Source organism: Agrobacterium sp. 22094, from assembly GCF_052046015.1.
Taxonomy (GTDB): domain Bacteria; phylum Pseudomonadota; class Alphaproteobacteria; order Rhizobiales; family Rhizobiaceae; genus Agrobacterium; species Agrobacterium cavarae.
On sequence record NZ_JBQEPX010000001.1, the window covers coordinates 314,909 to 327,535 of the forward strand.

The window sequence follows — 12,627 nt, forward strand, 5'->3', positions numbered from 1 at the left end:
TCAAGCCTCTGATCTTTGTTGTTTTATAATTTGCGGTCAGACGAAGAGCTGCTCGATCGGGCCAGCGGGTAGAGACAGCTGCAGCAGGCGCGCGAAGATGAACCACACGACGAAGCTGATCGCGATGCCGAGCGGGATCGAATAGTGGAGCTTCTTCTTGCCGAAAGCGCGCGCGGTGAAGGCAAACAGCAGGCCGGTGGCAATGGAAAAGCCCGCAACCTTCAAAAGCAACATCTGTGCGGCAAGGCCTGCAACGACCCAGACCACGGGTCCGACTTCCTGATGGTCGCGCTCGGGGAAATCCCCACGCCAGGCTTCAATCGCCGTCCAGATTGCCAGACCCACAAGACAGAAGCCGATGGCGTAAGGTACCGTTGCCGGACCGACAGGCGAGTAGCCGGTGACGCTGGCCAGACGGCCTGAATCCCAGAAGATGACGGCGGCAATGGCGACCAGCGCCACCGCGATGAGGAGCGCCGCCCAATCAGGGCGGCGTTTTTGTGATTGTGAGGGGTTGATACCCTGGCTCATTTTACAAGTCCGATGTCTTTGAGAATGGTTTCGGTCGCGGCCGTATCCTTGGCAAGCTCCGCCTTGAAGGCTTCACCGGCGAGATAGGTATCCGTCCAGCCCTTGGTCTTCAGCGTTTCCTGCCACTTGGCGGATTTGACCAGCTTCTCGATATCGGCGTTCACAGCCTTCTCCTGATCCGCCGTCAGGCCGGGAGGAGCGGCAACCATGCGCCAGTTCTGCACGACCACATCGAGGCCGCTTTCCTTCAGCGTCGGCGCGTCGACGCCTGGAAGCTTCTCTGCGCTGGTGACAGCGAGAAGGCGAAGCGTTCCCGCCTTCACCTGGCTTTCGAATTCGCCATAGCCGGAAATGCCGGCGGTGACCTGGGCGCCGAGGATGGAGGCAAGTGCTTCGCCGCCGCCGGAATAGGCGATGTAGTTGATCTTGGTGGGATCGACGCCGGCAGCCTTTGCAATCAGGCCCGCCGTGATGTGGTCGGTGCCACCAGCCGAACCGCCGCCCCAGGACACGCTGCCCGGATCCTTCTTCAGCTGCGCGACCAGATCGTTGATGTTCTGGATCGGCGAAGAGGCAGGAACGACGATCGCTTCAAATTCGCCGGTCAGGCGGGCAATCGGGGTGACGTCGTTCAGCGTAACGGGTGCCTTGTTGGTGAGAATGGCACCCACCATGACGTAACCGCCAACGATCAGTGCGTTGGCGTTGCCCTTCTGCTGGCTTGCGAACTGGGCAAGACCGATGGTGCCGCCGGCGCCTGGAACGTTTTGAACCTGCACGCTCTTGGAAATGCCCTCTTCCTGCAGAACCGTCTGCAGCGAACGGGCCGTCTGGTCCCAGCCGCCGCCCGGATTGGCAGGCGCGATGATGGTGTAATCAGCGGCTGCTGCGGGAAGAGCGATGGCGCCAGCCAGAAGCGAGGCGAGGAAAAAATGCTTCAAAGTGAATCCTCCTTGAATGCCGTTTCGGCATTGTTGCGATCATTGACAACGGAAGGAGCACGCAAATTTACCGACCTGGCGCGAAGACGCTGCCTGTTGAACGGTATGATGCGATGAGACTTGCCTCCCGCTTCCCCGGCCGCCTCCACGGCATGAAGAAGAATTGCAGACCACCATACAAAGCTGTCATTTAACTGACGCGGGATGAAGGTTGCGGCGTTTACGGGCTGTTAATTTTTACGGGAGGGTGTTTTGCCAGTGCCTGCAGTCCCTTCGGCTGCCGCATTCCGTATCGCACCGCCTCACGACATGGAAATTCTGTGGTGCACTGGGTAAGATGCATCTGAATTTCCAGCGTTGTCGCGTCGATGAACGTCTGCAACACCGGTTGGGACAGTCCTATGGTCGTGGGCGAAAACCTCTCGTTCGTCATCCTCGCCCTTGAGGCTAGGATCCATAAGCTATTGACACTAATGGAAAACGTGGATCCTCGGCTCAAGGCCGAGGATGACGGGGAGGAGGGGTCCCACATCATCGCGAGGTCGTGCGGAAAGGACCTCACCACCTCATATTGCGGATTACCCGACCGAGGAATCATTTCCGCGGTTTCCTGTGCTTGTGATGATCCCAGGCCACGTCCGATGATAGGATTGAGGGTAATGATAGCTACAGCTACTGCGACCGCAAGGCCTCGTTCCAGCGCTCGATGATGCGGGCGCGCTTGACCTGGTCGAGATAGACCATCAGACCGGGGCTGACGGGAACAGGGCGCAATTGCGCACCGTGGATGGCCTGCATTGTGTTGGCGGTGTTCTCGCCGGCGACTTCCGGACTGACGGCCGGGATCTGCAGTTGCCTTGCCATGATCGTCTGGCCTTCCTTCGACATGAAGAACTGCAGATAGCGGCGGCCGAGTTCTGGATTGGCTGCGGCCTGCGGCACGAGGCCGATGCGCGACATGACGACGGTATAATCGCTTGGCAGCATGATGCCGACATCCGGGTGGCGGGCGGCCCAATCGGCGGCGTATGAACCGAGGATGTTGTAACCAAGCACGAAGCGGCCATCGGAGATGCGTTCCAGAATGGCGGAGCTGGTGGAATAGACCTTTACGCCCGCAGCACCCATGGCCTTGATGACATTCCAGATATCGCCGAACTGCTCCTGGTCACGCGACATGAAGAGAAAGCCGACGCCGGAGCGCTCGATGTCATAGGTGGCGATGCGCCCGTGAATATCCTTGGCGTGGCGCTGAAGATAATCGACGAACTCGGCGCGGCTTGCCGGTGGCTTCTCGTTGACGAAACTTGGCTTGTGATAGACGAAGACGGCGGGTTCGAAGGTCAGCGCGTAAGCGGTGTTGCGCCAGTTGGCCCAGGCGGGCCAGAGCGCGCTGCCGGGAAGATCGGAGCGCTGGGCGTAGCCGTCATTGCTGAGCTTGACCTGCAGGTCCATGGCGGAGGAAAAGGCGAAATCGGCGGTCTTCTTGCCGCTGTCGGTCTCTGCCACGATGCGGTCGTAGATCTCGCCGGTCAGCATGTCCTCATAGGAAACGGCCACATCCGGGTTGGCGCGCTGAAAACCCTCGATCATTGGGGTCGCGAGCGGCTCATCGAGCGAGGAATAGACCACCAGCGTCTGCGCATCCTTCTTTCCCGAAAGCGCGGGAAAGAGCATCGGCTGCGCTTGCGAGGCGGCAGTGCCGAGAAGAACAAGACAAAGGGCAAGGGCAATACGCATGGTTGCGATCATGCCGCAGGGCGTTGTTCTTCACAAGCGGGGTTCATAAGCGGTTGCTTCGAGATGGGCATTCACAAGCGCGAGCGACTTCGCTAACGTCCGGGTGGAAAGAGGGATTTGACGTTTGCGCATTCTGCTGGTGGAGGACAATCAGGTTCTGTCGGAAGGACTGTCTGCGCTGTTGCGTGGCAGCGGCTATGCCGTGGACGTGGTGTCCGATGGCAATTCTGCCGATGCGGCAATCGCCGCTGAAAACTTCGACCTCGTCATTCTCGATCTCAACCTGCCGGAAAAGGATGGCATCGATGTGCTGCGCTCCATGCGCGCGCGCCAGGACAAGGCCGCCGTGTTGATCCTGACGGCGCGTGGCACGCCCGAGGAGAAGGTGAGGGGGCTCGATCTCGGCGCCGACGACTATATGATCAAGCCCTTCGACATTGCCGAGTTCGAGGCGCGCGTGCGGGTGCTTCTGCGCCGCAATGCCGGTCTGCGCTCCTCACTCGTCAGCTTCGGCAATGTGTCCTTCGATCTCACCTCGCGCACCTTTTCCGCCGGTGGTCATCCGCTCGATCTTCCGGCGCGCGAGGTGGCGCTGCTGGAGGTCCTCTTCATGCGGGCGGGCAAGGTGGTGGCGAAGGAGGCGATCGTCCAGTCGCTGACAGGCTTTGACGACGAGCTTTCCGGCAATGCCATCGAGCAATATGTCAGCCGGCTGCGCAAGCGCCTTGCACCGCATGGGCTGACGGTGAAGACGGCGCGCGGCATTGGCTACTATCTCGAAAGGCTGGCCGAGGCCGCCGAATGAGAAAGGTCGCCTATTCGCTTCGGCGCAGGCTTCTCGGCTGGCTCTTGGTGTCTACCGCGATCATCGGCTGCGTGGCACTGGCCGACACCTATCGCGAGGCGATCAACACCGCCAATATCGTCTCGGACCGGGTGCTCTCCGGCTCGGCGCTTGCCATTGCCGAACGCGTCGTCGTGGCGGAGAACGGCACCCTTGAAGTCGATATTCCCTATGTCGCGCTGGAGATGCTGACGTCGGCAGCACAGGATCGCGTGTTTTACCGGGTGGATGGGCCGAACGGCCAGTTTCTCACCGGCTACCAGAACCTTCCTTCGGTGAATGGCCTGCAAGGGGATAGCCCGCGCTATATGGACGGCGTGTTCCGCGGCGAGCCGATCCGGATCGCGGGCCTGCGCCGCTTTGCCTCCACCGGGATCAACTCCGTACCCTTTACAGTCACGGTGGCGGAAACCACCATTGCCCGCAGTCGGCTTGCCCGCGCCATCATCCTGCGCTCGGCGCTGCGATTGCTGCTGATGATCCTCGGTGCCGCAGCGATTGTCTGGGTGGCAGTGACTATATCGCTGCGCCCTCTCTATCGCTTGAGCGAGGCGATCGACGAGCGCAGCCCGGACGATCTGCATCCGATCCGTCAATCCGTACCGGTCGAGGTCGAGAATCTGGTGGAGACGGTCAACTCCTTCATGGTCCGGTTGCAATCGGCGCTCGATGCTTTGCGCCATTTCACCGGCAATGCCAGCCACCAGTTACGCACGCCACTTGCTATCATCCGCACCCAGCTGGCGCTCGCCGCGCGTGCCCAGACACTGGAAGAGGCCAAGGCAGCAGCCAAGAAGGGCGATGCTTCGGTTGCGCATGCCGAGCATATTCTGGCGCAGCTTCTGCGCATGGCCAATATCGATGCCGCGGGCTCCGGCGAAAAGCAGAGCCTCATCGCTGTCGATCTCGTTTCGCTTGCCCAATCGGTGACGGCGGATTTCGTGCCGAGCGCTGCAGACGCCGATATCGATCTGGGCTTCGAGGAGGTGGAGCCCGCGACCGTCGAGGCTGAACCGCTGCTGCTTCGCGAACTTCTGGGCAACCTCATCAGCAATGCGATTGCCTATGCGGGACGCGGCAGCGAGATCACCGTGCGGGTGCGCAAGATCGATGGCAGTACCTGTCTGGAAGTGGAGGACAACGGCATCGGCATCCCACCGGAGAAGCGTGCTATCGTGCGCCAGCGCTTTGCGCGCGGCGAGGGGAATGTGGCGCCCGGCGCTGGGCTGGGGCTGGCGATCGTCGAGGAGATTGCGTCCCTCTTCAAGGCAGAACTTGTGTTAGAAGATGGCGCGGGTGGACAGGGGCTGAAAGCGTCGATCCGGTTCTGATCGAGAAGGGCGAACGGGCAGGGCAGCGCATCGCCACCCTGCCACAGCCAAAGGCTTAATCGTTCATCTTGTCGATGAGCTGCATCATGATATCGGCGCAAGCTTTCATCGGTTCATCGTCGGCGCATTTGACGTCGATCTTGGTCTCGCCGCTCTCGATGCGGAAATGCGCACCCTTGGAAGGTGGCGGCGGCGGAGGCATATGACCGCGCGGGCCGTCCGGACCTGGACCATCCGGGCCGGGGCCACGCTCCATCGGACCGCGAGGGCCTGGTGGCGGTGGCGGCGGCGGAGCGTCGGGCTTTGCCATTCCGTCAGCCGGCGCTGCCGGCGGAGGCGGCGGTGGTGGCTGCTGGGCGAAGGCGGTTCCGGCCGCAAGGAAGAGCGCGGCGCCAGCGATAATCAACTTTTTCATGAGGAAGCCTCTTGGTTGGACTGCGCAAGAGAAACGGCACGGAGCGCCGTCAGTTGCTTATGGTCCAAAATTATTTTTGGCTTCCCCGGGAAGACGCTGCCTACAGCATCGGCCCGAAAATCGGAATCGATTTTCGGAAAGCACGATGCGTAGATCAAAGAAGATAGAGCGTCCTTTGTGCGTCCAATAGGACGCACGGCGCTCTAAGCCGCGGCATCGGTCTGCGTTTTAGCGACCAAAGAGAGCCTGTAGCCCAGAGCATCGGCCACCTTGCTGATGGTGCCGAGTTCTGGATTCCCTTCTCCGCTCAACGCCTTGTAGAGTGTTTGCCGGGATAGGCCGGTCTGCTTGGACAGATCGGTCATGCCCTTGGCGCGAGCTACGACGCCCAAGGCATGTGCAATCTCTGCCGCGTCGCCGCTCTCGGTGGCGTCAGCGAGATAAGCGGCGATTGCCTCTTCGTTATCGAGATAACGTGCTGCGTCGAACTCACGAGTTTCCACGGCCATGGCCTACTCCTTCAACGCCTTGGCAAGTGCCTTGGCTTGTGAAATGTCCCGGCTCTGCGAGCTCTTATCTCCACCGCAGAGCAGCACGATAATGAGCTTACCCTCCTGAATGAAATAGACCCGGTAGCCGGGACCGTAGTCGATCCTCAGCTCACTGACGCCCTCGCCAACCGGCTTGACATCGCCGGGATTGCCTCGCTGGAGCCTGTCGACCCGCCGGACAATCCGCGCTCGCGCCTGAACGTCTTTAAGCTTGGTCAGCCAGTTCGAGAACTCAATTGTTTCGCGAATGGTGAACATCTGAAGTGTAAACTATGGTTGTCTATTTGTCAAAGAATGATGGTGGGCGGAAACGTCAGCCCATCCGCTCCGACGCATAGGAACCCGGGCTTGGCGGGAAGACCACGGTGCGGTTGCCGTTGATGAAGGTGCGATGGTGGATATGGGCATGGATGGCACGGGCCAGAACCTGGCTTTCCACATCGCGGCCAAGCGAGACGTAATCGTCTGCCGATTGGGCGTGGGTGATGCGCACGGTGTCCTGCTCGATGATCGGACCTTCGTCGAGATCGGCTGTGACGTAGTGGGCGGTGGCGCCAATCAGCTTCACGCCACGCTCATAGGCCTGCTTATAGGGGTTGGCGCCCTTGAAGCTTGGCAGGAAGGAGTGGTGGATGTTGATGATCTTGCCGGACATCTTGCGGCACATGTCGTCTGACAGAACCTGCATATAGCGCGCCAGAACCACGAGTTCGGTGCCGGTGCTTTCGATCAGGTCGTTCAACTGCGCTTCGGCCTTGGGCTTGTTTTCCTTCGTTACCTTGATGTGGTGGAAGGGAATGTCGTGGTTGACGACGACCTTCTGGTAATCGAAGTGGTTGGAAACGACGCCGACGATGTCGATCGGCAGCGCGCCGATCTTCCAGCGATAGAGCAGATCGTTGAGACAATGACCGAAACGCGACACCATCAGCAGCGTCTTGGTGCGTTCGCCATCGCTGTAGATCTCGGCCTCCATCTTGAAGCGCTCGGCAACCGGCTTGAAGCCTTCCTTGATGTCTGAAAGCGACACGCCCTCTTCCGAAATGAAGGAGACGCGCATGAAGAACTTGCCGGTTTCGAGGTCGTCGAATTGCGAGCTATCGACGATGTTGCAACCCTTGTCGGCGAGATAACCCGAGATGGCCGCGACGATGCCGCGTGTGGATTTGCAAGCTACGGTCAATACATAGGTCGTCATCTGGTCTTACCCCTCGCGATCTTTATGTTGCCTAATAGCGCAAGCGTGCGTGGGCGCAAGTCCTCCATCGCGCCGCTTCTGCGCTTCAGATCAATGTGTTGAATTCATAAGCCAGAGGAGGCGCGCGGAACATGCCGGGAGCGACATCGGCTGTCCAAAGCAGGAGTGGCGTCGGGCTTCCGAGATGGGATCATTCGGCAGCCCCGGATTCACGGTCGTCAGGCGCGGAAACTATCGCGAAGGGTCTCGAAGCGGGCGACCTGGTGGGGCAGCAATTCCTTCTCCGCGTCGCGGCGTACGAAGATCTTGAACATGGCGCTGCCCGCCGCATTCATGAACCAGACGGAGAGCGACCGGCGTCCGTGAAAGGTGCGGTCGATAAAGGCGATGGAGGCGCAGGCCTCCTTCTTGATATGGCCGCCAATCGGGCTATCGCCGTGGATGTTGAACCAGCCATGGCCCTCACTGCCCTCCGGCAGGGTGCCTGCCACTTCGAAGACGATATCCGGCGTCTGCACGATCATCAGGATTTCGCCCCAACCGCGAAGCTCTTCCCAGATGGCGTTGAAGCTTTCGGCAGGCGCCTGGATGGCAGCAACGGGCGGCAGGATCGCCAGAATTTCGGCAGGTGTCACCTCAGCCTTGCCGGCAATGGCTTCCACCACACCATCGGGCTTTTCGGCGAGCGCGGCTTGAGCGCGGGCGCGGCGTTCGTTTGCCTCGTTCGAAGCGTTCAGCGTTGCGGCTGTCATCGTCATGCGGCGACCGAACGGGTTTCGCCGTTGGCGTCTTCATGGATGATGACATCGAAGCCTTCGAAATGCGGGCCGGAGAGATATTCGACCTTGCCGCGATTGTTGCCAGCATTGGCATGGGCGGCGCGGAACTGCTCGGAGCGCGTCCATGCAGTGAAATCGTCCTTGGTGGCCCAGACGGTGTGCGATGCGTAGAGCGTATGGTCGTCGGCCTTCGGGCCTTTCAGCATATGAAACTCCAGATAGCCGGGCATTTCGGCCAAATGACGCTTGCGCTCGCGCCAGATGGTCTCGAAGGCCTCTTCATAGCCCGGGACGACGCGGAAGCGGTTCATTGCGATAAACATTGGGGTCTCCATTAAGTGGTGTATGCCACTCAGGATATTGAGCGCCTCGACAAATGAAAAGAGGAAAATAGAAAAGATAACGCTCATACTCCACTTTATCGGATTGTGCGCATTTTAAAGATGTGTAAATAACTCAACTTATAGGCGGCACGCCTGCCGCACCTTTCGATAGCAGGGTTATGACATGCCGGTTTTCACGCGTTCCGCTCTCTTTGGTGTTGTTCTGCCAGCGCTCGCCGCGTTGGTGCCGTTGCACGCCGCAGCCTCGGACAAGGGCAATCCGGAGGCGAAGCGGATCGTTGCCGTCGGTGGTACGATCACGGAAATTCTCTATGCACTGGGTGCGGGCGAGCGCGTGATCGCGCGCGATTCCACAAGCACCTATCCTGCCGAGGTCGTGCAAAAGCCGGACGTCGGCTACATGCGGGCGCTCTCCTCCGAAGGCGTTCTGGCGCAGAAGCCGGACCTCATCCTTTCCGAAGACGGTGCCGGACCGCCGGACGTGATCGGCATCCTGAAAGCCAGTGAAGTGCCGATGGTGACGATCGATACGCCGCCAGATGCGAAGGCAATCGCCAGGAAGATCGAGGATGTCGGGGCCGCTGCCGGTCTGGAGGGCAAGGCGAAGGCACTGGCCGACAAGGTCGATGCCGAACTCGATTCGCTTTCCAAGGATGTTGCTGCCGTCGGGGACAAGAAGAAGCGGGTGCTCTTCGTTCTTTCGATGGCCGGTGGTCGCATCATGGCGGCTGGCAAGGATACCGAGGCTGCGGCCATAATCGAGCTTGCGGGTGGCGTCAATGCCGCGCCTGAGATCACCGGCTACAAGCCGCTGACGGATGAGGCGGTGATTGCGGCAGCCCCTGATGTCATTCTTACCATGCAGCGGGGCAATCATGCGGCGAAGCCCGACGAGGTGTTTGCGCTGCCCGCCTTCCAGTCCACACCCGCAGCTGCCGCAAAAGCCCTGATCAGCATGGACGGGCTTTACCTGATCGGCTTTGGCCCGCGCACGCCCGCTGCCGGTCGTGAGCTTGCGTCAAAACTCTATCCGGAGATCGTCAAGCCGTGAGTGCGATTGCGATGAATGCGGCTGCGGGAAGGGTGCCAGGAGATCGCTCCCGCAAGGGCGTCGTGACGCTTGGCGCACTCTGCCTCATCCTGTTTCTCGCCTGTCTCGTGTCGCTGGCAAGCGGCCCGACAGGCGTTGGCTTGCATGAACTCTGGCTTTATTTTACCGGCGGTGCCGAGGGCATGGATGCGCGCGACCGCATCATTCTGGAGGCCGTGCGCCTGCCGCGAACCGGGCTTGGGCTGATGATCGGTGCTGCCCTTGCAGTTTCGGGTGCGATGATGCAGGGGCTGTTTCGCAATCCTCTGGCCGATCCGGGCCTGGTTGGCGTGACCTCGGGGGCCGCCCTTTTTGCCGTTGCGGCATTGGCGCTGGGCGGTGGGCTGCTTGCACCGCTGTCGCTCTTTCTCGGCGTCCACTTTCTGCCGGTCATGGCCTTTGCCGGCGGGCTGATCAACACGTTTCTTCTCTACATTATCGCCACGCGCAATGGCGCCACCTCGACCACGGTGCTGATCCTTGCCGGCATTGCGGTGGCCGCCTTGAGCGGTGCCCTGACGGGCCTGATGATCTTCATGGCCGACGACCGGGCGCTGCGCGACATTACCTTCTGGAGCCTCGGGTCTCTCGGTGGTGCCACCTCCACCAAGGTGCTGGCGACGTTGCCCTTCGTGCTGGCGATCCTTGTGAGCATTCCCTTTGTCTCGAAGGGGCTGGATGCGCTGATCCTTGGCGATGCTGCGGCTTTCCACATGGGCATTCCGGTGCAACGGCTGAAGCGCATCGTTATCGTCGTCGTGGCCGCTGCCTGTGGTGCAAGTGTCGCGGCGGCGGGCTCCATCGGCTTTGTCGGCATTGTCGTGCCGCACCTGCTGCGCCTCGTCATCGGCTCGTCGCATCGCTTCCTGCTGCCCTCCTCGGCCATTGGCGGAGCGGCACTTCTGCTGCTTGCGGACAGTTTCGCCCGCACCGTCGCCGCTCCCGCCGAATTGCCGATCGGGGTGGTTATGGCGCTGATCGGTGCGCCGGTGTTCCTCTTCCTGCTACTTGGCAAGAACGGTCTTGGTCTGAGGAGCACGACATGATTTCGGCGCGCAATGTCACCGTCACGCGTGGAGAGCGGCATCTGATCGATGACGTGTCGATCAGCCTTGCCCCCGGGACCTTCAGCGTCATCATCGGTCCCAACGGCGCGGGAAAATCGACCTTGATGAAGGTGTTGTGCGGCGAGATGACGCCCGATCAGGGCCATGTCGCCTATGGCAATATCGATCTCTCGGGTTTCTCCCCGGTGCAACTCGCGCGTCGTCGTGCCGTGCTGCCGCAGAGCACGGTTCTTGCCTTCCCCTTCACCGCGCTTGAAATCGTGCGGATGGGTGCGGTGGCGCAGGGGTCGCGGACCCCGGATGAACAGGCACGACGCGCACTTGCGAAAGTGGGCTTGAACGGCTTCGAGGGCCGGGCCTACAACATGCTGTCTGGCGGAGAGCAGCAGCGGGTGCAGTTTGCCCGTGCGCTCGCCCAGGTGCCGCTTGCCGTGGAGAACGGCGAGAGCCGTGTCCTGCTTCTAGACGAGCCAACCTCCAGCCTCGATCTCGGTCATCAGATTTCCGTCCTGGAAACGGCCAAGGACTTTGTTGCGGCTGGCGGCACGGTGCTGGCGATCCTGCACGATCTCAATCTTGCGGCGGAGTTTGCCGATCAACTTATCGTCATGCACCGGGGCATTGTCACCGCGTGCGGATCGGCGCTCGAAACCATCAATGACGAAACGATTGCCCGGGTCTATGGCGTGGGCGGCGCGGTGGGGCGTCTGCCCGCCAATCATATTGCCTATGTGCTGCCCCAGGCGCGGTACCGTTAGGCCGCTCGTTCAGTCCTTGGGCGGCGATGGCCGCGTGACGACGAAGGTTCCGGCACCGATCATCACCACTGCAACGATCAGCGCATGAAGCGCCATCGGAGCCAGGATGACGAGGTAAAACAGATAACTCATTGTCATCAAAGAGACTGCGGCGATCTTGGCGCGCCGCGGAATGGCGCCGTGTTCGCGCCAGTTGCGCAGGGATTTGCCGAAGCGCGGGTGGTTCAGCAGCCAGGCTTCCAGTCGCGGCGACGATTTGGAAAAACACCAGAGCGCCAGCAGAAGAAATGGCGTCGTCGGCAGCACGGGCAGAAACGCACCGACCACACCGGTGGCGACCATCAGACAGCCGAGACAGAGATAAACAATGCGCATATCTGCCGGTAACACGGGCGTGCCATTCCTGACAAAGAAAAAGCGTGGCAGACCCTCGTTCCGAGCCAAGGGGTTGAACTCTCTGCCTTTCGGCTTTATCTGGCTGCCAAAATGCCGGGGTACAACCGGCCAGGCATAGTCCGCGCAAATATGCGTGAGCGTTTTGGGACAAGGACATGCGACAAAACAAAAACTCGAAGCGTGAGGCGCGACTCTGAAAGATCGCGACACGCTTTAACAGGAAGAAGGAAAACACCATGGCCAAGCTGATCCACTCGATGGTCCGGGTGCTGGACGAGACGCGTTCGGTGAATTTCTACAAGCAGGCTTTCAATCTCGATGTTGCCGAGCGCTTCGAATTCGAAACCTTCACGTTGATTTATCTGAGCAACAGCCAGGGCGACTTCGAACTGGAACTGACGGTCAACAAGGGCCGCGAGGTGCCGTATGCGCTGGGTGACGGCTACGGCCATCTTGCCGTCAGCGTCGAGGATGTGGATGCCGAGCATGCCCGCCTTTCCGAAGTCGGCCTTTCGGTTGGCAAGATCATCGAGGCGGATTACAAAGGCATGCCGTTCGCCAAATATTTCTTCATCTGCGATCCGGACGGCTACAAGATCGAAGTGCTGCAGCGCGGCAATCGCTTCAAGTAAGCAGCTTACA

16 protein-coding genes are annotated in these 12,627 nt (G+C 60.5%); 6 read left to right on the top strand and 10 right to left on the bottom strand.

From position 1 onward, the window contains the following. Positions 1 to 36: 36 nt before the first annotated feature. The 3 genes from ACTJK5_RS01505 to ACTJK5_RS01515 all read right to left on the bottom strand — a co-directional run bounded on the left by ACTJK5_RS01505 (position 37) and on the right by ACTJK5_RS01515 (position 3,212). Positions 37 to 531, bottom strand: coding sequence for a tripartite tricarboxylate transporter TctB family protein (locus ACTJK5_RS01505; RefSeq protein WP_112953700.1), 495 nt, complete (start codon positions 529 to 531; stop codon positions 37 to 39). Next, the gene (locus ACTJK5_RS01510) at positions 528 to 1,472 is read right to left on the bottom strand and encodes a Bug family tripartite tricarboxylate transporter substrate binding protein (RefSeq protein WP_111848846.1); all 945 of its coding nucleotides are present in this window, start codon (positions 1,470 to 1,472) and stop codon (positions 528 to 530) included. The genes ACTJK5_RS01505 and ACTJK5_RS01510 overlap by 4 nt, the downstream gene beginning before the upstream one ends. 672 nt (positions 1,473 to 2,144) lie before the next feature. Further along, positions 2,145 to 3,212: an ABC transporter substrate-binding protein gene (locus ACTJK5_RS01515; RefSeq protein ID WP_335322151.1), complete on the bottom strand. Its 1,068-nt coding sequence runs from the start codon at positions 3,210 to 3,212 to the stop codon at positions 2,145 to 2,147. A gap of 124 nt (positions 3,213 to 3,336) precedes the next feature. On the opposite strand from ACTJK5_RS01515, the gene ACTJK5_RS01520 reads away from it, so the two are divergent. Together ACTJK5_RS01520 and ACTJK5_RS01525 are read left to right on the top strand one after the other, a co-directional pair. After that, positions 3,337 to 4,017 carry a response regulator gene (locus ACTJK5_RS01520; protein WP_062425152.1) on the top strand — a complete coding sequence of 227 codons (681 nt, stop codon included), beginning with the start codon at positions 3,337 to 3,339 and terminating at the stop codon, positions 4,015 to 4,017. Further along, entirely contained in the window at positions 4,014 to 5,387 is a 1,374-nt protein-coding gene (locus ACTJK5_RS01525; RefSeq protein ID WP_113261929.1) for a sensor histidine kinase, read from the top strand. The genes ACTJK5_RS01520 and ACTJK5_RS01525 overlap by 4 nt, the downstream gene beginning before the upstream one ends. Positions 5,388 to 5,442: 55 nt before the next feature. Here ACTJK5_RS01525 and ACTJK5_RS01530 read toward each other — a convergent pair whose 3' ends face one another. The 6 genes from ACTJK5_RS01530 to ACTJK5_RS01555 all read right to left on the bottom strand — a co-directional run bounded on the left by ACTJK5_RS01530 (position 5,443) and on the right by ACTJK5_RS01555 (position 8,653). After that, complete coding sequence (locus tag ACTJK5_RS01530; protein ID WP_062425150.1) at positions 5,443 to 5,802, bottom strand: hypothetical protein; 360 nt, start codon at positions 5,800 to 5,802, stop codon at positions 5,443 to 5,445. 203 nt (positions 5,803 to 6,005) lie between these two features. After that, positions 6,006 to 6,311: an addiction module antidote protein gene (locus tag ACTJK5_RS01535; protein ID WP_062439875.1), complete on the bottom strand. Its 306-nt coding sequence runs from the start codon at positions 6,309 to 6,311 to the stop codon at positions 6,006 to 6,008. Positions 6,312 to 6,314: 3 nt separating this feature from the next. After that, positions 6,315 to 6,611, bottom strand: coding sequence for a type II toxin-antitoxin system RelE/ParE family toxin (locus ACTJK5_RS01540; protein ID WP_112358500.1), 297 nt, complete (start codon positions 6,609 to 6,611; stop codon positions 6,315 to 6,317). Between the two features lie 55 nt (positions 6,612 to 6,666). Next, complete coding sequence (gene purU / locus ACTJK5_RS01545; RefSeq protein ID WP_313557336.1) at positions 6,667 to 7,551, bottom strand: formyltetrahydrofolate deformylase; 885 nt, start codon at positions 7,549 to 7,551, stop codon at positions 6,667 to 6,669. A 218-nt stretch (positions 7,552 to 7,769) separates the two neighbouring features. Next, on the bottom strand, positions 7,770 to 8,309 hold the full coding sequence (gene hutX, locus ACTJK5_RS01550; RefSeq protein ID WP_418884824.1) for a heme utilization cystosolic carrier protein HutX: 540 nt from the start codon (positions 8,307 to 8,309) through the stop codon (positions 7,770 to 7,772). Further along, positions 8,306 to 8,653 (bottom strand): antibiotic biosynthesis monooxygenase family protein, encoded by a 348-nt coding sequence (locus tag ACTJK5_RS01555; protein WP_062425147.1) that lies wholly within the window; start codon positions 8,651 to 8,653, stop codon positions 8,306 to 8,308. Before ACTJK5_RS01555 ends, hutX begins: the two co-directional genes overlap by 4 nt. 184 nt (positions 8,654 to 8,837) lie before the next feature. Between ACTJK5_RS01555 and ACTJK5_RS01560 the strand changes: the two genes are divergently transcribed. The 3 genes from ACTJK5_RS01560 to ACTJK5_RS01570 are packed head-to-tail and all read left to right on the top strand — an operon-like array spanning position 8,838 to position 11,589. Next, positions 8,838 to 9,725 carry a heme/hemin ABC transporter substrate-binding protein gene (locus ACTJK5_RS01560; protein WP_335322152.1) on the top strand — a complete coding sequence of 296 codons (888 nt, stop codon included), beginning with the start codon at positions 8,838 to 8,840 and terminating at the stop codon, positions 9,723 to 9,725. A gap of 11 nt (positions 9,726 to 9,736) precedes the next feature. Further along, positions 9,737 to 10,810, top strand: a complete 1,074-nt coding sequence (locus ACTJK5_RS01565) for a FecCD family ABC transporter permease (RefSeq protein WP_376782323.1) — start codon at positions 9,737 to 9,739, stop codon at positions 10,808 to 10,810. Continuing rightward, positions 10,807 to 11,589: a heme ABC transporter ATP-binding protein gene (locus ACTJK5_RS01570; protein WP_335322153.1), complete on the top strand. Its 783-nt coding sequence runs from the start codon at positions 10,807 to 10,809 to the stop codon at positions 11,587 to 11,589. Before ACTJK5_RS01565 ends, ACTJK5_RS01570 begins: the two co-directional genes overlap by 4 nt. Before the next feature lie 9 nt (positions 11,590 to 11,598). On the opposite strand, the gene ACTJK5_RS01575 is transcribed toward ACTJK5_RS01570, so the two are convergent. Then, complete coding sequence (locus ACTJK5_RS01575; protein ID WP_112360025.1) at positions 11,599 to 11,964, bottom strand: YbaN family protein; 366 nt, start codon at positions 11,962 to 11,964, stop codon at positions 11,599 to 11,601. 257 nt (positions 11,965 to 12,221) lie between these two features. Here ACTJK5_RS01575 and ACTJK5_RS01580 point away from each other — a divergent pair, with 257 nt between their 5' ends. Next, positions 12,222 to 12,617 carry a VOC family protein gene (locus tag ACTJK5_RS01580; RefSeq protein WP_335322154.1) on the top strand — a complete coding sequence of 132 codons (396 nt, stop codon included), beginning with the start codon at positions 12,222 to 12,224 and terminating at the stop codon, positions 12,615 to 12,617. Positions 12,618 to 12,627: the final 10 nt, after the last annotated feature.